This window comes from Gordonia sp. LMA167 (assembly GCF_058130025.1).
On sequence record NZ_CM176708.1, the window covers coordinates 670773 to 691958 of the forward strand.

The 21186-nt window shown below is 65.8% G+C and carries 18 protein-coding genes; 3 read left to right on the forward strand and 15 right to left on the reverse strand.

All coding sequences use genetic code 11. The features are described from left to right. Positions 1 to 7 precede the first annotated feature (7 nt). The 3 genes from ACVT6V_RS03045 to ACVT6V_RS03055 all read right to left on the reverse strand — a co-directional run bounded on the left by ACVT6V_RS03045 (position 8) and on the right by ACVT6V_RS03055 (position 3921). Positions 8 to 1138: a TY-Chap domain-containing protein gene (locus ACVT6V_RS03045; protein ID WP_489898334.1), complete on the reverse strand. Its 1131-nt coding sequence runs from the start codon at positions 1136 to 1138 to the stop codon at positions 8 to 10. Between the two features lie 193 nt (positions 1139 to 1331). Next, positions 1332 to 2336 (reverse strand): poly(ethylene terephthalate) hydrolase family protein, encoded by a 1005-nt coding sequence (locus ACVT6V_RS03050; RefSeq protein WP_489898335.1) that lies wholly within the window; start codon positions 2334 to 2336, stop codon positions 1332 to 1334. 25 nt (positions 2337 to 2361) lie between these two features. Beyond that, positions 2362 to 3921 carry a hypothetical protein gene (locus ACVT6V_RS03055; protein WP_489898336.1) on the reverse strand — a complete coding sequence of 520 codons (1560 nt, stop codon included), beginning with the start codon at positions 3919 to 3921 and terminating at the stop codon, positions 2362 to 2364. Positions 3922 to 4154: 233 nt separating this feature from the next. Between ACVT6V_RS03055 and ACVT6V_RS03060 the strand changes: the two genes are divergently transcribed. Next, positions 4155 to 4871 (forward strand): TetR/AcrR family transcriptional regulator, encoded by a 717-nt coding sequence (locus tag ACVT6V_RS03060; RefSeq protein ID WP_489898337.1) that lies wholly within the window; start codon positions 4155 to 4157, stop codon positions 4869 to 4871. A 610-nt stretch (positions 4872 to 5481) separates the two neighbouring features. Here the strand turns inward: ACVT6V_RS03060 and ACVT6V_RS03065 are convergent. From ACVT6V_RS03065 to ACVT6V_RS03085, 5 genes are all read right to left on the reverse strand, one after another. Continuing rightward, complete coding sequence (locus ACVT6V_RS03065) at positions 5482 to 7209, reverse strand: MFS transporter (protein WP_489898338.1); 1728 nt, start codon at positions 7207 to 7209, stop codon at positions 5482 to 5484. A 170-nt stretch (positions 7210 to 7379) separates the two neighbouring features. Continuing rightward, positions 7380 to 8978, reverse strand: coding sequence for a bifunctional 3-(3-hydroxy-phenyl)propionate/3-hydroxycinnamic acid hydroxylase (locus ACVT6V_RS03070; protein WP_489898339.1), 1599 nt, complete (start codon positions 8976 to 8978; stop codon positions 7380 to 7382). Continuing rightward, positions 8975 to 9523, reverse strand: a complete 549-nt coding sequence (locus ACVT6V_RS03075) for a VOC family protein (protein WP_489898340.1) — start codon at positions 9521 to 9523, stop codon at positions 8975 to 8977. Before ACVT6V_RS03075 ends, ACVT6V_RS03070 begins: the two co-directional genes overlap by 4 nt. 32 nt (positions 9524 to 9555) lie before the next feature. Continuing rightward, positions 9556 to 10155 carry an amino acid synthesis family protein gene (locus ACVT6V_RS03080; protein WP_489898341.1) on the reverse strand — a complete coding sequence of 200 codons (600 nt, stop codon included), beginning with the start codon at positions 10153 to 10155 and terminating at the stop codon, positions 9556 to 9558. Further along, on the reverse strand, positions 10152 to 11009 hold the full coding sequence (locus ACVT6V_RS03085; protein WP_489898342.1) for a fumarylacetoacetate hydrolase family protein: 858 nt from the start codon (positions 11007 to 11009) through the stop codon (positions 10152 to 10154). Before ACVT6V_RS03085 ends, ACVT6V_RS03080 begins: the two co-directional genes overlap by 4 nt. 242 nt (positions 11010 to 11251) lie before the next feature. On the opposite strand from ACVT6V_RS03085, the gene ACVT6V_RS03090 reads away from it, so the two are divergent. Then, positions 11252 to 12694, forward strand: coding sequence for an aldehyde dehydrogenase family protein (locus tag ACVT6V_RS03090; protein WP_489898343.1), 1443 nt, complete (start codon positions 11252 to 11254; stop codon positions 12692 to 12694). A gap of 53 nt (positions 12695 to 12747) precedes the next feature. Here ACVT6V_RS03090 and ACVT6V_RS03095 read toward each other — a convergent pair whose 3' ends face one another. From ACVT6V_RS03095 to ACVT6V_RS03105, 3 genes are all read right to left on the reverse strand, one after another. After that, complete coding sequence (locus tag ACVT6V_RS03095; protein WP_489898344.1) at positions 12748 to 13428, reverse strand: GntR family transcriptional regulator; 681 nt, start codon at positions 13426 to 13428, stop codon at positions 12748 to 12750. Positions 13429 to 13500: 72 nt separating this feature from the next. Then, positions 13501 to 14622: an alcohol dehydrogenase catalytic domain-containing protein gene (locus ACVT6V_RS03100; protein ID WP_489898345.1), complete on the reverse strand. Its 1122-nt coding sequence runs from the start codon at positions 14620 to 14622 to the stop codon at positions 13501 to 13503. 30 nt (positions 14623 to 14652) lie between these two features. Further along, a complete protein-coding gene (locus ACVT6V_RS03105; RefSeq protein WP_489898346.1) occupies positions 14653 to 15177 on the reverse strand; it encodes a cupin domain-containing protein in 525 nt (174 codons plus the stop codon). 325 nt (positions 15178 to 15502) lie between these two features. Here ACVT6V_RS03105 and ACVT6V_RS03110 point away from each other — a divergent pair, with 325 nt between their 5' ends. Further along, the gene (locus tag ACVT6V_RS03110; RefSeq protein ID WP_489898347.1) at positions 15503 to 16180 is read left to right on the forward strand and encodes an NADPH-dependent F420 reductase; all 678 of its coding nucleotides are present in this window, start codon (positions 15503 to 15505) and stop codon (positions 16178 to 16180) included. 147 nt (positions 16181 to 16327) lie between these two features. Here ACVT6V_RS03110 and ACVT6V_RS03115 read toward each other — a convergent pair whose 3' ends face one another. The 4 genes from ACVT6V_RS03115 to ACVT6V_RS03130 all read right to left on the reverse strand — a co-directional run bounded on the left by ACVT6V_RS03115 (position 16328) and on the right by ACVT6V_RS03130 (position 21141). After that, entirely contained in the window at positions 16328 to 17284 is a 957-nt protein-coding gene (locus ACVT6V_RS03115; protein ID WP_489898348.1) for a DUF808 domain-containing protein, read from the reverse strand. Positions 17285 to 17413: 129 nt separating this feature from the next. Further along, a complete protein-coding gene (locus tag ACVT6V_RS03120; RefSeq protein WP_489898349.1) occupies positions 17414 to 18184 on the reverse strand; it encodes a DUF4386 domain-containing protein in 771 nt (256 codons plus the stop codon). After that, positions 18181 to 18402, reverse strand: coding sequence for a DUF8691 family protein (locus ACVT6V_RS03125; protein ID WP_489898350.1), 222 nt, complete (start codon positions 18400 to 18402; stop codon positions 18181 to 18183). The genes ACVT6V_RS03120 and ACVT6V_RS03125 overlap by 4 nt, the downstream gene beginning before the upstream one ends. Before the next feature lie 81 nt (positions 18403 to 18483). Continuing rightward, positions 18484 to 21141: a winged helix-turn-helix domain-containing protein gene (locus ACVT6V_RS03130; protein ID WP_489898351.1), complete on the reverse strand. Its 2658-nt coding sequence runs from the start codon at positions 21139 to 21141 to the stop codon at positions 18484 to 18486. Positions 21142 to 21186 lie beyond the last annotated feature (45 nt).

Consider the following 21186-nt stretch of genomic DNA (forward strand, 5'->3'; position numbering starts at 1 on the left):
GGCCACCTCACCTCACCCGCCTCATCTCCGACGCAACGTTGAGTTCCGCCGCCCCGATCGCCTCCAGCAGCACCGACACAAACCTCCGCACATCACGGGGTTCCGGCATCAGCGGCTCATCGCAACCGGCGGCCGGTTCCCCGTCGGGCAATTCTTTGAGCCATTCGCCGCAGATACGTGCATACCGGCGCAGCATCGGCGTGTTTGCCTTGGTGTCACAGGCGATTCGGGAAGGGGTGACGCCGCACGGGTCGGCGACCCAGCGTTTGATCAGGTCGACCAACCCCGCGGGCATCTGGCCGTGCGGCGGGCCGTACTCACCGGCCATCTCGGGGTGGAGTTGTTCGACGATGTCGATGGCGCCAGACGCACAGAAGTCACGCCAGCCGTCCATCGCGGCCAGCAGATTGGCGGGATAGAAGGTGGTGCATTCCAGCGCTCGGACCGCGAACACATGATCTTTGGCCACCACGATGGCGACGTCGGGCCACCGCGACGAGTGCTCGGCAACGACGGCGCCAAGCAGCTCCATGTCGGGCATGCAGTGGCCCACGACCGTGCAGAACTCCAATCGCATGGCGTGCGGGGACACCAGCAACTTCGTGTAAATACAGTCGACGTCCGTGAAGCGGATGGCGCCATCGTCGACCGGACAGCGGTGTCCCCAGGTGGCGGTCAGCGTCTGCGCGGCCATGGCCAGCAGATGTTGGGCGTCGTGGGGACTCACGCCCGGCGATGCCTTGCCGCTGAGGGTCAGCACTCGTTCCTTGGGTCGGTTCTCTGCGCGGAGGCTCTTGGCCTCCGGGCTGAACGGGTCGTGCACGTTCAGCACCGACGGATTCTCGATCTGCCAGACCTCACGCAAAGCGGTCTCCGCGTCGCGCACCAACCTGTCGACCGTCCGTTTTCCTGACTCACGAATAGTCCTGCCCGATCGTAGCTTTCGCCATTCGATCCTGGCGAGAGCCGTTCGCTGCGCTCGGGCCTCCGGCGCTTGATGAGATGGCCAGAAGCTGGTGAGCGCCATGCCGCCGACCGTGCATCGCATCCTCCCCGCTCCGGTCACTGTGAAGATGAGCAGGGGCCGTCCGGTACTTTCTGTACGACTGAGTTCGATGAACTCGTCGCGTTGCAGCAACCTGGTCGTCGGACATGCATCCCCCTACGCCGTCGGTCATCGGCGATGACCGCATGCCCTGCACGGTAGGAACCAGCTCTGACAGGCCGCGGCGGCTGCGGATCAGCTGTCCACAGGGGCGGTGCAGACCACGCAGCACCTCGAGCGTTGCGCTCCGGCGGTGAGAGTCGGCGCCAAGCACGAGCACCGCCGGTCAGCCCGGCAACGCAGCCGCCACCCGGTTCCGCAATGCATACGCTAACGCCGGATCATCACGGAGTCCCCAGTCCGGCCCGACGAATTCGGCTCCGGCGGCCGGGTCCTGCTTGAGAGTGTGGTCGAACCAGCTGAGCAGGATCGGCGCGAACGGGTAGTGCGCCGGGTCGTCGACGGGGGTGAAGTGTCCGACGCCGTTGGCACACAGCAGGTATGACGGGACGCGACCGGCGAGTTCGTATTGCGTCCAGCGCGCCCACAGGTAGTGCGGCACCACCACGTCGTTGTAGCCGGTCAGATACAGGGTCGGGACGGTCAGCGTCGCACCGATGGCCACCGGTCCCGGCTCGACGGCCGCAGCACTGCGCACGGTGATCCGCGGGTCGACCAAGCGCCAGACGTCCGACGGCAGGCTGGCGGCCTGCTGAGTGGCGGCGCCGCCGGCCGAGTGACCCGCAACGGCGATCCGACTCAGGTCGACCCGGTCGTGCAGCGCCGACCGACGATCGTCGTCGGCCCTGGCCACCGCGGATGCCGCGATCAGGGGCAGATAGGCGAAGGAGTTCACGAAGTCGTAAGGGATCGCGACCACATATCCGTTGCTGGCCAACATCTTCGCGGTGAGGTCGTAGTTGCCGGGTTCAGACAGGATGCCCCCGGTCCACAGCACCACCGGGAGCCGACGATCGGGTGGGGTGTTGGTCGGGTAGTACAACGCCACACCGATCGGACTTGCCAATCCGTTCGGGAATGTCTGCGAGCACTTCAGATCCGAGTGATTGTTCCCGAACGCGTGCACCAAGCCGTTCGAGATCACACCGTACAACGACGTGCATGCACCCGCGTCGAGAGTCTGCGCGGTGCGGTACGGGCCGGTCAGCGGGCGTTGCGTCGCGGTGTTTGTCGTCGAGGGTGCGGCAGACGCGACGGGGTGGGCGAAAGCCGTGACCGCGACCGCGAGTGAGACCACGGCAACGCAGAGCCGGATGGCGAGAACAGACATGAGAATGATTTCCTTCGCGTGAGGATCACAGAGGCAGGACGGGTGCGCCGATCTGGGCGCTCGACCTTCGTTCCAATGTACGAAGGGCTTTCGAGAACGTCTCGATCTGCCCGGCCATCAGGTGTTTGTCGAGCTTGTCGATCGCCCCGTTGGCGGGCGCGGCAGTCAGATACGTCTGCGACGGAATCAGCGACATCGTGGCGATACCGCTCTTGTAGAACGGTGCGCCTTCACCGAAATACAAGGCGGGCAGCGGATCACACGTGACGGTCCGCTCATTCGCGGTCCCGTGGGCGCTGGCCAGATAGATCGACCGCATCGCGGGTGTGGTGGTGTAGCACCAGCCGACTTCGGGCCGCCCGGTCGGGCCGTAGTGACGGTGCTGCGGGTCGTCGAGCCATTCGCGACACCCCAGGTGTTCCAGGGTCAGTGCCGCAACAGCTTTCCGATGTGCGCCCTGCCCGTCCCACCATTCGGGGTGCATGCGCATCCATCGGCTCGACGCCTGCATCGTGCCGACCCCGCTGCCGACCTCGGTTTCGAATTGCGGCAACTGGAAGTGCCCGGTGACGAACACGAACACCAGGGTTCGTCGGCGTCGGTGGGCCGGTACCTGAGCGAACTGTCGGGCCAGAGAGATCAGCCCGATGCCGCCGTTCTCCTCGGCGACGTTGGGTCCATCGGTGTGGGTGTTGACGATGACGGTCTCGGTCGGGTCGGTGCCGGGCAGGACGGCGAACAGGGTATCCGTGGCCGCGCCGAGCGCACGACGCGCGTGCATCACCAGCCGCGCCGACGCACCGCGGCGTGCCGACGCTCTGACCCGTTCCGCCTCTCGGGGACCCACCCACACCGCGGGACATCCCTGATAGCCGGTGGTGAACGGTGCATACTGGTCGTCGGCCAACGCCTCACTGATGCCGGTGCGGATGCAGATCACGCCGCGCACACCCGCTCGCACAGCATTTTCCAGCGTCGGGGCGCCGACCGTGTCCGACACGCTCGGCAGGTAGGCGATCGGATCCGGCGGCGCCGCGTCGACCGGGTACTGCCCGGAAGGCCGGTAGCCCACGGTGATCGGCAGCGGCATCACCGGCACCTCGACCACGGCGATCTTGCCTCGGGCCGGCTCCCACGCGCCGATCTGGCCGAGCACACCCAGGTATTGCAGCGGCGCGGTGATGCCGTCCGGCCCGGTGACCCCCGAGTACGGGAAGTAGAAGGCGACCGGTACGGGTATGCCGTCGATCGCGAGTTCCCAGCGCAGCGGGTCCCATCGGTGGAAGGTCAGCCGGTCGCGGTGCACATCGAGGCCGATGCGGTCGAGGTCTGCTTCGAGCGAGTCGATGAATCGGCGATGGGCGGGATTGCCGGTGAGCCGAGGTCCGTGATCGGCGAGTTCCAGATTGCGATCCCAGAGCTCGTCGGTGCTCAGTCCGCGGGGAAATCCACCCGGTGCGGCTTCTGCGGCGCCCTGCCGTGCGGCGAGCATCGCGCCGGCGACGCCGACTCCTGCCGCCTGCAACAACCGGCGACGGCTCAGCGCATGACCTCTCAACCCAGACGAATCGGGTTCCCCAACCATTTCATCTCCCCTGACGACGACGGCCCGTGAACGTGATGTGGCTCACGGCGGTGGCATGAATGTAGCCCCGTTCGTGAAAGAAAAACAAGAGCGTACTTTTATCGGGTGGCGGCGGACAGTTCTATCCCGCTGCTGCTCGAGTGACTGTCTGCGCAGGTCAGGCGGCCAGACCGTCATCGTGATAGCTTCACGTGGTCATCGACGTCCCGTACCGCTAGAGGAAGACCCCGATCATGGCGACCAGTGGCGGCGAGCCGGGAGGTGCGCCTGCGGATCCCCGCGGCATCGTCGTCGCCATCGTGCCGGGGGTGTTCTTCACTCCCCCTGCGCCGCTCCCCCGAGGTCGGCACAGCATCCCTCGCGTCCAGATCGATGCCGCCCAGCAGGAACGGCTCCTCATCGCGCTCACCGAACTCGTCGCAGCCCGGGGCTATGCCGCGGTCAGCGTCGCCGACATCGTCGAGCGAGCGCAGGTGTCGCGGGCCGCGTTCTACCGGGTGTTCGCCGACAAGCAGGCGTGCGCGCTGTCCGCCTACGACAGATTCATCGAGGTGTTGCTCACCGGCGTCGCGGCACGCCTGAATCCCGAGCAGAGTCTGGCCGACTTCGTGGACGCATGTCTGCGCGGCTATCTGGAACCGATGCAACGCGATCCCGTGGTGGGCCGCGCTTTTCAGGTCGAGATCGACGCGATGGGTGCGCCCGCACGGCAGCGGCGGCGGCACTCGCTGCAGCTGTTCGCCGACACGCTGGCCAACCATCACCGCCACATCGTCGACACCCGGCACGAGAGCGACATCCTTCCCCCATCGGCGTATCTCGGCGTCGTCTACGCGGTTCGCCAGATCACGTCCGACGCGCTCGAGACCTCCGACCCGGTCGATCTGCTCGCCTCGATCCCCGAACTCTCCCGCTGGTTGCTCCGGCTGCTCGACCCGGCTGCGTCGTAAGCACTCACGGTCGACGGCGAGAAGCGGGCCGGGGTGACCGGATATCCAATCGACCGACGCGTCTGACCTGGTGGCGGCTCGGGTTACTCCCGGGTTACTCCTTCGAGGTGCTGTCCCCCCGTGGCCGGACGGGTTCCGGGTCGAGCGACCACCCCGCTGCCGCAACCCGCATTTCAGCTCGCCCTGGTCGGCGACGTGCGCCGCATGAACAAGACCCTGCTCGCCGAGGCCCCAAGATCGCCGACCACCTTTTCGGTGCCAACCGTGTCTCACTCCTCAAGGCCGCGACAATCTGGCGAGCGCGGATCGCACTGCTTCTACTGTGGCCCGCACGATTGACCGCCACCTGACACGTCGAGCACGTGCTGCCGTGGTCAAGGATCGGCATCGACGGCCTGACCAGGCAGACGTCGGCCTGCCTAACCTGCAACTCCAACAAGTCCGACCTACTCCCCTTCCCACCCATATCGACTGCGCGCTCGATCACGCCCGGGCGCAGCTCGATGCGCCCTGCCGCGGACATCATCTACCCCGGCCAGTCCGATCGGGTGGTGTCCCCCGCGCACGGGCTCTCCGTGATGCAAAACCACGGTTCCCCCGGGAGACCGATTCAGTCCTCGAGCGAGTCCGCAGCGATCAACGGATCGTGCGCACGACCCCCGATGAAGACCACGGTTCCAACCGCCGCCGCCAGTGCACAGATTCCGACCACCAGATAACCGATTGAGTATCCACTGCCCAGAGCTTCGAACGCAGTGTGCTGCAGCGGATTGAATGGCACTGTGCTGCCATCCGGCAGCTGTATCTGCGACGGCACCGCATTGGCTCCGAGTGGACCGGAGTTGACCGCATCGATTGCGGCATGCACCGACGCCTGCTGATCAGGCGGAGCGGAGGCCGCGGAGTTGTTGAATGCGTCCAACGATTGGCTCAACGCCGGGTCCGAGCTGACCTCGGTGGAGATTTGGTTGGCTGCATGTCCGAGAGCCACTGCACCGATCACCGCGGGGCCGAGAGTGAAGCCGAAGTCCCGCAACAGGCTTGCCCAGCCGGCCGCCATTCCCGCGAGGTGGTTCGGCACGGTGTTGATGACGACGGCAGTGACCGCGGTGAGCGCGAACGCCATGCCGGCACCGGAGACCGCCAGCGGCGGCAGGAGCACCGCAATCGATTCATGACTGATCGGTATCTGCCACATCCAGAACGCACCTGCGGCGATGAGGAACAGACCACCACCGAGGACCCACTTCGGGTTGTATCGGACGATCAGCCGAGATGCGATGGGCACCTGGATGAGCGCGGAAACACCGTTGAACACAACGAATGCCACCGATGCCGCCAGGGGAGTGAAACCTTGGATCGCAGTCAGCCGGATACTGGTGATGTAGCCGGTCGCGAGGTAGGTAAACATGCCGATCACCGTGACGATGGCGGCGGTGCTGAAGTTCCGGTTGGCGAACAGATCGAGGTCCAGCAGCGGCGACGCTTGGCGCCGCTCGACGAGGATGAACGCTGCAGTGAAGACGACACAGACCACAAACCCGCCGATGACTTCCCGACTGCCCCATCCGCTCGAGGGCGCCTGGATGACGGCGAACAAAAATCCGAGCACCGCGAACGCGATGGTGATCTGTCCGGGCCAGTCGAACGAGCGGCCTTCCGGCGACGACGATTCCTGCGCGATCCGAGCGGCAAGTGCGCCCACTGCGGCCGCCAGGATCGCCACGACGACGAAGGCCCACTTCCATCCGGCGTAAGGATTGGAGCCGAAGTGCAACTGTGCGACCAGACCGCAGATGACCGGCGAGACCACGCTACCCATCGACAACGAGGCCGCCCACGTCGACAATCCTCGTGCTCGTGACCGTGCGGTGTGGGTTCCGGCGGCCACCATCGACAGCGTGGTCGGAATGACCGCTGCAGCACCGACTCCCGCCACGAACTGTCCGGTCCACATAACGGCGAGACGCAGCGTCTGGCTCGTCTCCGGCCCCGGGGTGAGGACGCAGATCGTGAACCCCACCGCCAGGATTCCGCAACCCGCCACCAGGAGACGCCGACGACCGAACATGTCACCGAGCAGGCCGAAGCTCAACTCCAGGATGGTCACCGGGATCAGGAATGCGTCCGTGATCCAGGTCAGTTGCGCAGCGGTGGTGCCGAAATCCTGTTGGAAGAGTCCGTTCAGACCAGCCGGGACGGTGAGCCCGAACTGCGCGACGAATATGCAGAGTGCGGCCGCCACAAGGGTGCCGCGGGTGAGGGGAACTGGTTGGTGGTGAGTGCTTGGCGACAGAGCCGACCTGGCGCTACCTACCCCATTGGCGATGTCGGACATGATGATTCCTTCGGAATTGGACAATGAACCGAACTCGGGCATGCCGCCCACAAACGAGCCACCACCTGATGCGGTGACAACATACGAGACGTGATCGGGCGCGCGATGGGCACAGAGGCGATCGTGCGGTACGACTCAGGGGTTTGGTGACGCCGTCAGCGTCGATCGGGCTATTCGGCCGAGACCCTTGGTCCGCGAACCTCGACGACCAGGTTGTTCACCAGCGCGCAGCAGTCGGCGACCGAGCCGGCGGTGGCGAACACCGTGTGGTCAGGCCGAGCGATGACGAAGGTCTGCCCGAGGTCGGCCAGCCAGGCGGACAACACACCGTCCGTCTCGATGAGCGACCGCAGCTGCGACGGCGAATCTGTTCCCGACGCAAGCCGCGTGACGTTACCTCTCAGTGGTGCAATGGATTCCCTGAGCAGATCGACCTCATCGGATTCGAGATCGGATGTGCAGACGATCCGGAAGCCGCTCCCGGTGAGATCGTCGAGAAGCACGACGGTTCCGTCGGAGGTCGTGATGTGCGGCTGCGGAAGGATCTGTCCCGCGCCGGGAGTCCGGCCTGCGACGAGTCCGTCGTCGATCGGGGGTAGGAACGTGGATCGGTACGTGACGGGCACTTCACCGGCCGGACCGCGCAGCCCACGGTCGCGTTCACGCGCCTTCGCGTGGTCGCGCTCGCAGATGACACGTCCGAGATCGATGGCGTGGCCGGTTGTTTCGACGACGTGTGGGCGTCGTTCGCGTTGGTAGCTGTCCAGCAGGGATGCGGCGATCGTCGTTGAATCGAGCGCATACCGCAGTTTCCAGGCCAGGTTCTGGGCGTCGCGTATTCCTTGGGCCATACCCTGCGCCATGAACGGTGGCGTCATGTGCGCCGCATCGCCCGCGAGCAGAATGCGGCCGTCTCGCCAGCGATCGGCGACCAGACCATGGAAGGTGTATGCGGCAGATCGCCACAATGTCGCTTCGCCCGGCTGAATCCATCGATCGACGAACGGCCACGCATCGTCGTCGGCAACGCTGCCCCCGGCCAGTTCGCCGGGTTCGAGCATGATCTCCCAACGCCGGTGACGGCCGGCGAGGACGACATAAGTCGATGGTCGATCCGGTTCGCAATACTGCACTTGCGTGGCCGGCAGACGATCCAGCGCCTCGTCACCGACGATGGCGTCGACAACCAGGAAGTTCTCGTGGAAGCCCAAGTCGGTCATCGTGATTCCGAGGCGACGGCGGATCGGACTGGCACCCCCGTCGCACGCGACGAGGTAGCGCCCCGTGACGTGTTCGACGGTCGCGGACTCGGCCCGCCGCACGTCGACCCAGGCATGGTCGTCGTCCTGGCCGACATCGGTGATCGTGCTCTCCAACGATACGGTGACCGATGGCAGATCGCCCACGCGTTCCCGCAGGAGGGTCTCGAATGCCGGCTGGTCGAACGCGAACATCGGGGCCCATCCGAGTCGGTGCGGTGGGGGTGGTGAATCGAATCGCTTGATCACACCACCGTCGACACCCCGGTATTCGCTTGCGCGGTAAGGCACGACGTGGGGCTGCAGCGCGCCGGCGATCGTCAACTCCTGGGCGACCCGCATGACCTCGTGATCCATACCCGCCGCGCGAGGCAGCGGATAGAGCCCGGGAAGCTGATCGAAGACGGCGGTACGGATGCCGTGCTGGCCGAGCAGTCCTGCCAGAGTGGCGCCGGTCGGTCCCATCCCCACGATGAGAACGTCGACGTCGTAATCTCCCGCGGTGCTCATCGGTCGCCGAACTGTTGACGCTGCCAGTCCTCGACTGTCATGAATGTGGGGTCCGCTCGGCATACCTGTTCTGTTCTGGCCCAGATGTTTTCGTCGGACTCGCTGAGGTCGAGCGGATCACCATGCGGCTGCTCCACATACCAGGGGGTGTCGAGATACACCTCGACGGTGTTGTCCTCGATATCGAGAAAGTAGATGGACAACGCGTTTCCGTGATTGAGCCCCCGCAGCTTGGTGGCCTGTGCGGCCTCCGCCCGCGACCAGGCTTCGCGGAGTTCGTCGATCGTGGCCACCTTGAACGACAACTGCATGACCGTGCTCGGCGCATCTTCGCCACGTCCCGATGCGAGGGCGAGCTGGTGATGCTGGGCCGGATTGCCGGACAGGAATGCGATGGTGAAGGGCATGGTCTTGCCCTCGCCCCGGTCGGTTTGCACCATGTTGAAGACCGACGTATAGAAATCGACCATGGCGTCGAGGTCGCGACAGAAGACACCAAAATGGGAAAGCGTGGGCCGAAAAGTCGTCTCTGTTGTGGATGTCATGGGAGTCTCCTCGTTGAGGGCATGGCGGTGAATCAGCGTTGGCCGTCGTGGACGGTGACGTCGGCAATACTCAGTCCGCCCAAGCGGGAATGAATGCGGCCGCCGTCGGACATTGCCAAGGCGAACAGGATCTCGTTCGGGCGAGGTGCATCCTGGATACCCACCTCGACCACGTTGTAGTGACTGCGCACATAGGCTGCGTGGACGTAGTGCACCGGCATCATCAGGCGATATCCGGTGGCCGCAACCGCTTTGGCCGATGGGACGATTGCCTTGGGCTCCCCGAGGCTTTCCCGCATCGCCCAGCCACCCGCCTCATGCCACACGGCACCGTGTTCGAGCTCTCCGTTGACCCCGACAATGCTCGCCTTGCCGTACGCTTCGACGTGCTCGACGCCGCCCAGCGCCTCGATCAGGTCGGCAGCCAACGACGCACCGAGCGGCCGTAGTGCGCTCATGAACTCGGAGAGATCCTCCTCATAGCGGCCGGCGAACGGGTTGGCGACCACCGCGGACGCGGTGGCGATCCGAACCGGCTGGTCGGGTGTGGGGCCGAACTCGTGAAACACGGTCTCCACCACCAGTTGCCGTTTGCGGACCCGCACCAACCCGTCGATGCTTGCGACGGTCACTTCTGGGCTTCGATCGGGTTGCGGAGGGTACCGATGGCCTCGATCTCGACCTCAACGACGTCGCCCGGCTTCATATAACGGGGAGGCTTCCGGGAGAAGCCGACTCCCGACGGTGTGCCGGTGATGATGACATCGCCCGGCGTCAGGGTGAAGATGGTCGATGCGTAGTTGATGAGCTGCGGAATGTCGAAGATCATCTGCCCGGTGTTGCCGGACTGCACCACTTCGTCGTTGAGACGGGTCTCGAGTTTCAGCTCCTGCCCGGGGGTGATCTCGTCGGCGGTCACCATCCACGGGCCGAAACCGCCGGTGGACTCGAAGTTCTTGCCCGCGGCGATCTGTTTGGCGTGGAACTGGAACTCGCGGACCGAGCCGTCGTTGTAGCAGCTGTACCCGGCGACATGCTCCCAGGCGTCCTCGACGGAAATGTCACGCCCACCGCGGCCGATGATCACCGCGAGCTCGCCCTCCCAGTCGAGCGTCTCCGAGGCGTCGGGGCGAACGATCGCGCCCTCGTGCGCCACCTGTGAGCGCCACACCCGCAGGAAGATCGGCGGGTAGTCCGACAGGTCTCGTTTGAGCCCGGCGGCGAGCGCCTCCTGGTGATGGTCCATGTAGTTCCGGACCGAGGCCACGATCTTCTCCGGCCGCGGGATGACCGGCAGGTAGGTGACCTCGCCCAGTGGAATCGGTGTCCCCTGCGCGACGAGCTCCTCGCGGCGGGCGTAGTCCTCACCCGCGATGAAGTCGGCCAGAGTGTCGACACCGGCGGCGCTCGCCAGGTCGACGACGGTGTCGTCGACCACCGCGCCGAAGGATTCGCGACCGGAATGCAGGAAGGACATGAGTTTCATTTGACACCTCAGCGGATTCGGGGGTTGCACCGTGTGCTCGTGTGAGCTCGAACACTGTGTTCCCAAGCTACGACACTTTCATGCACAAAACAATAGAACCTGCATTTTTTCTTGCGCGCCTGCGAGGTCTGTGATTCGCTCCAGATGGCGCCACGATCGACGGCGTCTCCGGCGATGCCGGGGCCCTCGAGACGCTCTCGAACATCCCGGCGCCGGCCCGCCTACCGCCTCAGGAGTGACCAATGTTCGGTGCAAATCATGTTGATGGCCAATGGGTCGACGGAGCGTCGACATCCGGTGATATAAATCCCTCCGACCTCGGAGACGTTGTCGGCGAGTTCGCCCGTGCCGACAAGGCCCAGGCCGAGAGCGCGATCGCCGCAGCAACCGCGGCGCAACCCCGCTGGGCGGCATCACCTGGCGCTGCGCGCGCCGAGATCCTCGATCGGGCGGCCGACGAGCTCCTCGCGCGGGCCGACGAACTCGGCGATCTGCTGTCGCGCGAGGAGGGCAAGACGCTGGCCGAAGGCATGGCCGAAGTGCGCCGGGCCGGACAGATCTTCAAGTTCCACGCGGGAGAGGCTGTCCGGAATCCAGGTGAGTTCCTCGGTTCCGTACGCCGCGACGTCGACGTCATCGTGGCGCGCGAACCGGTCGGCGTGGTCACCGTCATCACGCCGTGGAACTTCCCGATCGCCATCCCCGCGTGGAAGATCGCACCCGCATTGGCGCACGGCAACGCAGTCGTCTTCAAACCTGCCGACCTCGTCCCCGCCTCGGCATGGCACCTGGTGGACATCCTGGTTCGGGCAGGACTCCCAGCCGGCGTGTTGAACCTCGTGATGGGCTCCGGACGCGAGATCGGTGACACCCTCACCGGCGACGCATCTGTAAATGCGGTGTCATTCACGGGTTCCACCACCACCGGACATCGTGTCCGTGAGTCTGCGCAATCGCACGACGCCCGAGTGCAATTGGAGATGGGTGGAAAGAATCCGCTGATCATTCTCGACGACGCTGATCTCGATGCGGCGGTGGCCGGTGCGATCGAGGGGTCGTTCGGCTCGACCGGACAGCGATGCACCGCGTCCTCCCGCCTCATCGTCGCCGGTAGGGTTCATGACGAGTTCGTCGAGAAGTTGGCCGCCGCTCGTGGCCGGCTCGTCGTCGGCGATGCCCGACACGAGGGAACGACGATGGGCCCGGTTGTCGACGCGGATCAACTCGAGCAGGACCGGCGATACATCGAGGTGGCCCGATCGGAGGGCGCCGACGTTATCGGCGGTGAGCTACTCGACCGTGCCACTCCAGGCCACTACCTCTCGCCGGCCCTGTTGGTCGGCACACGCAACGACGACACCGTCAACCGAGAGGAGGTGTTCGGGCCCGTCGCAGCGGTTGTGCGGGTCGCCGATCTCGACGAGGCCATCAGTATCGCGAATGACACCGAATTCGGTTTGACAGCAGGGATTTACACCACGTCGTTGGCCGCTTCTACCCGGTTCCGGAAGCAATCCACGGCAGGCATGGTGATGGTCAACCTGCCGACCGCCGGGGTGGACTACCACGTGCCGTTCGGCGGGCGCCGAGGGTCGTCGTACGGGCCGCGTGAGCAGGGCCGGGACGCGCGCGACTTCTACACCAGCACCAAGACGTGCTACGTCCTCGGCGACCAGAGGTCATAAAACATCGCTGTCGCCCGCGCAAGATTGCGGGGGCGACAGCTTCTCGCAGGTTCTCAGATGTTCAGCGCCGGCAGGATGAGCGAGATGTCGTGCTGTGTCCGTGTGATGTGTCGGGTGAGCAGTGCGACGGCGTCGTCCTTCTTCCGCGCCACGGTCGCGTTGAGGATGGCCTCGTGCTCACCGGATTTCGACCGTGTCTGCGTCCGGTGCGCGGCGGAGAACCGCCGGTACCGCTCGGCCTGATCGAACAGGTTGGAGCACGACTGCAACAGCCGCGGTGAGGTCGTCGCCGACAGCAGGGTCATGTGGAAGTTCTTGTGGAGCATCGACCATTCGCTGTTGAGCACCAACGGCCCCTCGGGCAACCGGTCCTCCACCTTCTGCAGTCGGTAGAAGGACGCGATCGCCTGGGCTTCCCATTCGTCGCCACCGCGCTCGATGGACTCCTCGAGCGCCTGCATGTCGAGAATCAACCGGAGGCGCGTGATGTCGTTGAAGTCATCGACAGACATCTCCGCGACCCGGAACCCCCGCCGCTCGTCGGCGACGACCAAACCTTCATACGTCAATCGGTTGAGCGCTTCGCGCAGCGGACTGCTTGAGCAGCCATACTGCTCGCGGAGATGATCAACCTTCAGCTTGTCGCCCGCCTTGTGGACGTTCGACAGCAGATCCTGACGTAGCCGGGCGACCGTCTGCGCGACGAGGGGCGGAGGTAAGGTCGCGGTGCTCATTCGGCAATTCTATGCACAAAGGTGCCGCTGTGCACTGGTAACGAGGCGACCATGCCTCGGCCGGTCACCACGTCACTGAGACGCGGACAACGGGGACACAATGTAATTACTGAAACCCCCGTTGCGATCGGCGATCCCGTTGATGGCGTCGTTCACTTCCTGCAGCGGGAACACGTGATGCTCCAGCGGCGATAGATCGAGTGTTCCGGCCGCGACCATGTCCGCCATCTCCTGGCACTCGCGGGCCGTCGACCACGCCGAACCGAGGAGGCTGAGCTGCTGATCCATCAGGTGATGGATGTCGATGGCCAAGTCGCCCATCATCGCACCGATGTCGACGCACACTCCGCCCCGCCGGAGGGATCGCATCCCCTCGCGGAAGGTCTCGTGTTCCGCGCCCGGACCGAGCGCATCGACGTAGATGTCGACTCCCCGACCGTTGGTCTGCTCCTTGATCCACGTGTCGACGGGGCCGTCGAGCAGGGAGTGCGTGTGGATCCTCCCGGGCACCAGGTCGGCGACGGTCTTGAGCAGTTCGCGGTTCCGCGCGGTCCCATAGAGGGTGGTCAGACCCATCGCCGGCGCCAGCAGCGCGGCGGACAGGCCGAGCGTGCCACTGATCCCGTTGACGAGAATCGACCTGCCCGGACGTGCGCCTGCCTTCTTCAGCGCCGAGTACATGGTGCCCAGGTAGCCGAAGCGCGCGGCGGTGTTGAAGTCGAGGTTGTCCGGCAGCCGCACCAGCGCATAGGCGGGCGCAAGCATGTGCTCGGCGAGGCCACCGGGATAGCGGTCGAGCAGATCGATCGAGGTCGGTGTGAATCCGAAGTACCCGGCGAAGGCATAGCTCGAGCAGTTGATCAGATCGCCGTCGCGGCATGCCTCGCAAGCCAGGCAATAGCGGCCCGGGTTGACGTAGACGCGGTCGCCGACCTCCCATCCGATGACGCCCTCACCGACCTCTTCGACCACTCCGGCCGGATCGAGACCAAATGTTGCCGGCAGCGTCGGGAGCGGGTCCTCGGGAAACCAGGTGGTCCAGTTCTGCAGGATGTTGCTGAGATTCGGGACGATGTTGACGGCGTGTACGCGGACGCGCACTTCGCCGAGGCCCGGCACTGGTCGAGGCACCTGTTCGAGTCGCATCTTCTCAGCGACGTTGTGCATACGTGCGGCCAGCATGGTGTCGGTCATTCCTGGGAACCTTTCGTGAACGAGTCGGACTCAGCCGGCCCGGCCGATGAGGACGACGAAAATGGTTGCGGGCTCGTCTCCGGGTACGCGCCATGCGTGGCGCGTACCGTTCTGGACGACGATGTCGCCTGGATGGAGTTCGGCGCTCTCGTTGTGGTCGAGTTCGAGAACGACTGTGCCACTGAGGACTACGGCGTAGTCGATGGTCGGGGTGGTGTGCATGCCCGGGGCATCGGGCTCGAGGAGGTCGGCAAGTCCCGGGGTGTTGGCGAGATTCTCTGCGACCGCAGCCGCCGGGTCGAAATCAGCCGCACCGAACACGCTGTCGGGCGGGAAGGTCACCGTCAGCGCGATGGTCTCGCCGGGGCCGGGAACGAAGTTCGACGGCGGAGCGGCCGCTTCCATGCCGCGTGCCGTCGGCGGTGCGGCCGTGGTCCACACCACGGAGCTCTCGAAACCGGGTGTGTGCTTGTAGACGGTGGCCGCGGTGGGCCCGTCCTCTTTGATGACCGACGATCCCGCGCTGTCCGCGCCCGTCACGACTCGACGAACCATAATGTGTGCTCTCCTTCAACTCGGCCGCTGTAGTGGCCTCCATCACATCGCACAGTTTATGCATAACTTTGGCCTTTTGCATAGAGTCGCGTTTCGGACGATCCGCGGACCAGCCGGTTCACGCGCCGAGTTCTCCAATTTTCGAGACCACGTCCGAGATGAGCGCGGCATGTGGGTCACCTACGGCTGGAAGTGCTTCCTTTGTAATCTGCGTTGAAACCTCGGCGATGATCGCGACGTAACTGCCCCAAGCGGTTTCCTGCCGACCCCTGACGCGGCAAGATGAATACAGATCCATCGCCTCAGTCATGTCAAAGGACACGCCATGAACATCGCAGTTCTCGGCACCGGCATGGTCGGCCGTGCGATCGCGGGTCGACTCGCGGAGTTGGGCCACTCCGTCGCCATCGGCACCCGAGACCCGTCGGCCACGCTCGCCCGCACCGAGCCCGACCGCATGGAGAATCCGCCGTTCGTGGCCTGGCACACTGACCATCCGTCGGTGACCCTGGTGCCATTCGCCGACGCGGCCGCCGGCGCGGAGCTGGTGGTGTTCGCCGGTAATGGTGCCGCCGCGCTCGACATGCTGGGTGAGGCCGGTGCCGACAACCTCGCCGGCAAGGTCCTGCTCGACATCTCCAACCCTCTCGATCCTTCTTCCGGCTTCCCACCCACGTTGTTCGTCGACAACACCGATTCGCTGGGCGAACAGATCCAGCGCGCGTTCCCCGACGCCAGGGTGGTCAAGGGCCTCAACACCCTCAGTGCGCCGGTGATGGTCAACCCGTCGGCCCTGGGCGCCAGCACCACCGTCTTCGTCTCCGGCAATGACTCGGCGGCCAAGGCGATCGTGGTCGGGCTGATCGAGTCGCTCGGCCACGACGATGTGCTCGATCTCGGCGGCATCGAGACCGCCCGCGGCCCCGAGATGTATCTACCGCTGTGGCTGCGCGCTATGGGCGCGCTCGGCACGCCGATGTTCAACCTCAAGCTCGTGCGTTAAGCCGTCTCAGGGTGGTACATGCGGCGATCACACCGGTGACTCGGTGGGCACTCCCTTGGGACCGCGCCGCATGAATCAGGCCCGCTCGCTTCGCTCCCGGCGCCGTAAGAATCAGGCCCGCTCGCTCCGCTCCCGGCGCTGTAAGAATCAGGCCCGCTCGCTCCGCTCCCGGCGCCGCGGGATGAAGTGCATGATCGCCACGATGATCGCACCGATCACCAATCCCACGAGCGCCGAGACGACCGTCCCCGCGGTCCAGGACAGCACGCCGCCGAACCCGTGGGACAACTCGTCGAACCAATGCTCGAGGTCGTGCAGACGGTCGGCGGGCCAATGGAATCCGGCCTCACCGACGTTGACGATCAGAATGTGGCCGCCGACCCACAGCATGGCGGCGATGCCGACCACGGTAAGAGTGGACATGACCTTCGGCATAGCCGTGACCAGGCCGCGTCCGATTCGCTGACTCGCCGACGACTTGCGTTGCGCCAGCGACAATCCCACATCGTCCATCTTGACGATCACCGCGACCACACCATAGACGAGCGCGGTGATGAGGAAGGCCACCACGATGAGTACCAGCAATCGGGTGAGGAACGGCTCGGATTCGACCGACGACAGGGAGATCACCATGATCTCCGCCGACAGGATGAGGTCGGTGCGGATCGCGCCGTTGACCATCGACTTCTCGAACTCCGGACCCTTGGCCGCCACGGGCACCTCGTCGGCGTGCCCGTGTGCATGTCCTCCGCCAAAGGCCTCGTACACCTTCTCGGCGCCTTCGTAGCACAGGAACAGTCCGCCGGCGATCAGCAGATACGGCAGCGCGCGTGGGAGGAACTGACTGAGGATCATCGCGACCGGCAGGATGATCAGCAGCTTGTTGCGAATCGACCCGATGGCGATCTTGCGGACGATCGGCAGTTCACGGTCGGGGGTGAACCCATGGACATACCGCGGCGTCACGGCGGTGTCGTCGACGACGACGCCGGCCGCCTTGACACTGGCCTTACCGGCTGCCGCACCGATGTCGTCGACCGACGCCGCGGCCACCTTGGTCAGGGTCACGATGTCGTCGAGCAGAGCGACGAGGCCACCAGCCACAACAACCTCCAGGAAGCGAAGCACGAGTCATCGACAAGTATGCCCACACTGCTGGTGGACCGGCCGACCTCAGAGACTCTCGGGGTGGATAGCGATGGCGGTGCGCTGCGGCCGCCATCGCCATCGCGATCAGTGACGAGTGTCAGAAGGGCCGCGGACAGCGACCGGAACAACCGTTTCGACGTGGCCGTCGTGGTCGGCGCCCGGCATCCGGAAACCCCTGACAATCATGTAGATGCCGACGGACAACTCCCACACCGCGATGGGCACGGCCGCGAGCATTCCGACGCTCGACACCTGATCCCAGACGCCGAAGAGAGAACCCGTCGCGAACATGAGCAGCAGCGGGGCGCCGATCAGGCCGAGCGTTGGAATCCAGCGCGGCACCAAGCGGAACTGGTACACGATGGTGGCGAAGCACAGCGCGTTGATGGCGGGCATGATCCCCGGACCGAGCAGGAAGGTCCACTCCTTGACGGCGACAAAGGCTCTGGCGGTCGTGGTGAGCGCCGTGGCGTCGCCTCCCGCGAGCTCCTGTCGCATGGTGTAGACGGTGAGGACGGCGAGGACGCCGGTGAAGATCATCGCCGCCTCGAGGGTGCGACTGGCGACGAACCCGATGGCCCGACCGGGGCCGTAGCGGCGGAGCACCGGATAGAGGGCCACGGCGGAGCCGATGCACGAGAGGGCGGTGAGGATCTCGATGAGCGCACCCCACCGCACGCCCTGGTCGCTGCCGGCGCCGAGCACGAAGTTCGGGTCGTTGACGACGCCGTCGTAAAGCGCGAGTGCGGGGATGGAGAACACGAAGGTGGCGATGTAGAACAGGCCGGCGGCGAACGTGGCTTTGCGCGCCGGCTCCATCGACGCCCACGGCGTCGCGGTCAGGGAGATGGTCATGGTTCATTCCTTTCGTAAACGGTGTCGGTCGGTGTGAGCGAGATCAGCGGGATGCCGAGGTCACGCAGCTTCTGCAACAAGCCGTGCAGAGCAGCCTGGTCGGCGACGTCACCCCGCAGGCAGGTGCTGCCGTCGGGTGCGCGGGTGATGCTCAGCTCGTCGAACCACGCTTCCCAGTGGCTGTCGAGGTGTCCGGCGACTCTGATCTCGTACTGCACGGATCGAACATAGAAACCGATGTGGTGAGTAGTCCTCACCACACCTGATGAATTCGGGTGGTGAATCTCGACGGTCGGCGGCTACAGGCCGAGTTCGTCGGCGCGGCGCACCGCGGCACGCCGGTTGGTCACACCGAGCTTGCTGAAGATGTTCTTGGTGTGGGTGCGGACGGTGTTGAGCGAGACCACCAGTTCGGCAGCGATCTCGGGTCCGGTGAGCTCACTACGCAACAGACGCAGCACGTCGCGTTCCCGACTCGTCAGCGGGTCCACCAGGGCGTGCCGCGTCGGCGTGGCCTGGGCATCGCCGGCGGCGAGGATGGCAACCGCCTGGTCGGGGGCTCGGCCGTGGCGTGCGGCGTTGTGCAGCAGCGTGTTCGCGGCCGGCCCGGCATCGAGGAAGACCCGCACGAACCGCTCCGGTGCCGCCCGGATGAGTGCCTTGTCGAATGCCTCCGATGCGCGCGGATCGTCGGTGGCCCGACGGGCCAACGCCAGCAGCACCAGCGCTTCGACGAGGCTGCCGATCCGGCCGCCCAGCTCGGCGGCGCCCCGGAGGCGTTCGATCAATCGGGTGGCCTCCACGGCTCGGTTCGAGGCGAGCAGGATGCGGACGAGGGTGAGGTGCTCGTACTCGCGGAGGTAGTCGGGATCGTCGTCGGCGGACAGGCCCGAGTCGACGTCCCACCGTCGGGCCGCGTCGAGATCACCGGCGGCCAGCTGCACCCGCGCGATGGTGGCGGACACCGACCGGACCTTGGGCGAGTAGTCGGTGTCGTAGTGACGCTCGGCGTCGCGCAGCAACGCGAGCGCGTCGTCGTACTGTCCGGCGGCAGCGCGGAGTCGGGCATCGACGACGCGCCACCGATACGCATGCTGACCGAGCGCCAGGCCGTCACCGAGCGCGAGGCTCGCTTGTAGGCGCCCGGTCGCCTCGTCGAGTTCATTGCGTTCTAGGTGAATTTCGGCGAGACCGATGTGCATGTCGGCGGCGCCGCGCAAAGGTCCTTGTGCGGCAACAAGATCCAGGGCGGTGTTCAGAGTGCGTTCGGCGGCACGGAGGTGGCCTTGCGCGACCTGGATGTCGGCGAGACCGAGCGAGCAGCCGAGGATGTCGGCAAAGTGTTCGGCGTCGTGAAACGCCGCGATCGCGGCCGTGTACTGGTGGGCGGCCGTGTCGAGATCACCGCGCGCCCATGCGGCGAGGCCGATGAGGGCGGCGGCGGCACCCTGGCCGAGGTGGTCGTCGGGAGCGCTGAGGTCGGCGGCGCGGTGGCCGTGGGTGATCGTGGCGGACAGGTCACCGCGCAGTAACGCGAGGGCGGCCCGGTACATGGCGGCCTGCGCGGGCAATCGACGGAACTCGTCGGCGTCGTGCACGATCATCCCGTCGCTGCGTTCCGGGTCCAGCCAGGCCTCGATGCGGTCGAGGGCGGACTCGACGCCCACGACGTCACCGGTCACCATGTGCGCACCCACCCAGCCGAGTTCGAGAACGGGCCGGTCGCCGAGGAGCTCCGGGGGCAGCGCGTCGAGCCAGTCCCGCAGGGTGACGTCCTGGCGGGCCCGGCGCAGTGACGGGACGGCGAGTTCGATGAGTTCGGCTGCCTTCGGGAAGTCTTGCGCGGCCAGGGCATGGCGGACGGCTTCGGGCCGGTCTCCCTGTGTCTCGAACCAGTCGGCCGCCCGTCGGTGCAGCACGGCTGCCCGCCCGGGATGCTCGACGTCGAGGCGAGCACGCAGGACGGCGGCGAACAGATGGTGATAGCGATACCAGCTGCGACGATCGTCGAGCGCGACGACGAAGAGATTCGACCGCTCCAGCACATCGAGTGTCGCCCCGGCGTCCGTGCGGCCCGTGACCGCAGCGCACAGCGAGGCCGTCATGCGACCCAGGATCGAGGTCTCGAGCAGGAAGGTGCGCACGTCGTCGGGTTGCCGGGTCAGCACCTCGTCGACGAGATAGTCGACGACGAATCGGTCGTCCCCGGCGAATCCCGCGATGAATCCGGACGGGTCGTCGCGGCCACGCAACGACAGCGAGGCGAGCTGCAGGGCGGCGATCCATCCCTCGGTGCGATCCGCCAATGCCTCGACGTCGAGCGGAGTCAACGCGAGACCGGCGGCGTCGTTGAGGTACGTCGCGGCCTCGCCGACGGTGAAGCGAAGGTCGGCGGCACGGATCTCGAGCAGGTCCCCGCGCGCACGCATCCCGCCCAGCGGCCACGGCGGGTCCGCCCGGCTCGACACCACCAGATGGACCTGTGCCGGCAGACGGTCCACCAGCAGGCGCATCGATTCCTGGATCTCGACGGACTCGATGACGTGGTAGTCGTCCAACACCAGGACGACGTCATCCGACAGCGCGGCGAGGTCGTTGACCATCGACCCGACGACGCTGTCCAACGCGGTCGGCGACGACCGCAGCGTCGACAGAGCCCCAGCACCGACCTCTGGGGCGATCGTGCGCAGCGCGGCGATGACGTAGGACCAGAACACCGTCGGGTCGCTGTCGCGATGTTCCAGTGACACCCATGCGGCTCGGGAAGTGTCCGTAGCGCTGAGCCATTCGGTCAGCAGGGTCGTCTTGCCGAATCCGGCCGGCGCGGACACGAGTACGAGGGGCGGAAGGTCGGCGTGCCCGAGGCGTTCGACGAGACGGGCGCGTTCGACGAGGTCCCGGCGTCGCCGCGGGGCATGCAGCTTGGTCTCGACGAGGAGGATGTCGTTGGTGTCCATGGGTCCGGTTCACCCGGTCACGGGTGACCGGCGCGTGCGCACCGG

Bases quoted from the DNA above. Each gene is read 5' to 3' on its own strand.
- ACVT6V_RS03050 (WP_489898335.1), bottom strand. From the start codon at position 2,336: ATGTCTGTTCTCGCCATCCGGCTCTGCGTTGCCGTGGTCTCACTCGCG.
- ACVT6V_RS03055 (WP_489898336.1), bottom strand. From the start codon at position 3,921: ATGGTTGGGGAACCCGATTCGTCTGGGTTGAGAGGTCATGCGCTGAGC.
- ACVT6V_RS03060 (WP_489898337.1), top strand. From the start codon at position 4,155: ATGGCGACCAGTGGCGGCGAGCCGGGAGGTGCGCCTGCGGATCCCCGC.
- ACVT6V_RS03065 (WP_489898338.1), bottom strand. From the start codon at position 7,209: ATGTCCGACATCGCCAATGGGGTAGGTAGCGCCAGGTCGGCTCTGTCG.
- ACVT6V_RS03070 (WP_489898339.1), bottom strand. From the start codon at position 8,978: ATGAGCACCGCGGGAGATTACGACGTCGACGTTCTCATCGTGGGGATG.
- ACVT6V_RS03075 (WP_489898340.1), bottom strand. From the start codon at position 9,523: ATGACATCCACAACAGAGACGACTTTTCGGCCCACGCTTTCCCATTTT.
- ACVT6V_RS03085 (WP_489898342.1), bottom strand. From the start codon at position 11,009: ATGAAACTCATGTCCTTCCTGCATTCCGGTCGCGAATCCTTCGGCGCG.
- ACVT6V_RS03090 (WP_489898343.1), top strand. From the start codon at position 11,252: ATGTTCGGTGCAAATCATGTTGATGGCCAATGGGTCGACGGAGCGTCG.
- ACVT6V_RS03095 (WP_489898344.1), bottom strand. From the start codon at position 13,428: ATGAGCACCGCGACCTTACCTCCGCCCCTCGTCGCGCAGACGGTCGCC.
- ACVT6V_RS03100 (WP_489898345.1), bottom strand. From the start codon at position 14,622: ATGACCGACACCATGCTGGCCGCACGTATGCACAACGTCGCTGAGAAG.
- ACVT6V_RS03105 (WP_489898346.1), bottom strand. From the start codon at position 15,177: ATGGTTCGTCGAGTCGTGACGGGCGCGGACAGCGCGGGATCGTCGGTC.
- ACVT6V_RS03110 (WP_489898347.1), top strand. From the start codon at position 15,503: ATGAACATCGCAGTTCTCGGCACCGGCATGGTCGGCCGTGCGATCGCG.
- ACVT6V_RS03120 (WP_489898349.1), bottom strand. From the start codon at position 18,184: ATGACCATCTCCCTGACCGCGACGCCGTGGGCGTCGATGGAGCCGGCG.
- ACVT6V_RS03130 (WP_489898351.1), bottom strand. From the start codon at position 21,141: ATGGACACCAACGACATCCTCCTCGTCGAGACCAAGCTGCATGCCCCG.